This is a genomic window from Hymenobacter edaphi (genome assembly GCF_003258365.1).
Lineage (GTDB): Bacteria > Bacteroidota > Bacteroidia > Cytophagales > Hymenobacteraceae > Solirubrum > Solirubrum edaphi.
The window spans coordinates 1-535 of record NZ_QHKM01000040.1; the positions used below are offsets into that span (position 1 = coordinate 1).

Below are 535 nucleotides of genomic sequence, written 5' to 3' on the forward strand. Positions count from 1 at the left end.
CCTACACCCTGGCCAACAACAACGGCGCCAACCACCTGCACGGCGGCCTGAAGGGCTTCGACAAGGTGCTCTGGCAGGCCGAGCCCGGCACCTCGGCCGAGGGCCCGACGCTGAAGCTGCGCTACCTGAGCAAGGACGGCGAGGAGGGCTACCCCGGCAACCTGCAGGTGACGGTGGTCTACACGCTCACCACTGACGACGCACTGAAAATCGAGTACGCGGCCACCACCGACAAGGCCACGCCCGTCAACCTCACGAACCACGCGTACTTCAACCTGGCGCTGGGCCGGTCGCAGGACGTGCTCAGCCACCAGGTGACTTTGCCGGCCGCCCGCTACACGGTGGTCGACGCCGGGCTGATTCCGACCGGGGAGCTGCGCCCGGTGCAGGGCACGCCCTTCGACTTCACCACGCCCCACGGCATCGGGGAGCGGATAGCGCAGGTGCCCGGCGGCTACGACCACAACTGGGTGCTCACCCAGGCCGACGGGATGCACCCGGCCGCCACGGTGTACGAGCCCGCCTCGGGCCGCAC

1 protein-coding gene is annotated in these 535 nt (G+C 69.5%); it reads left to right on the plus strand.

Translation table 11 applies throughout. From position 1 onward, the window contains the following. The coding region (locus tag DLM85_RS24830; protein ID WP_481249171.1) for an aldose epimerase family protein at window positions 1-535 on the plus strand (535 nt) is incomplete at both ends.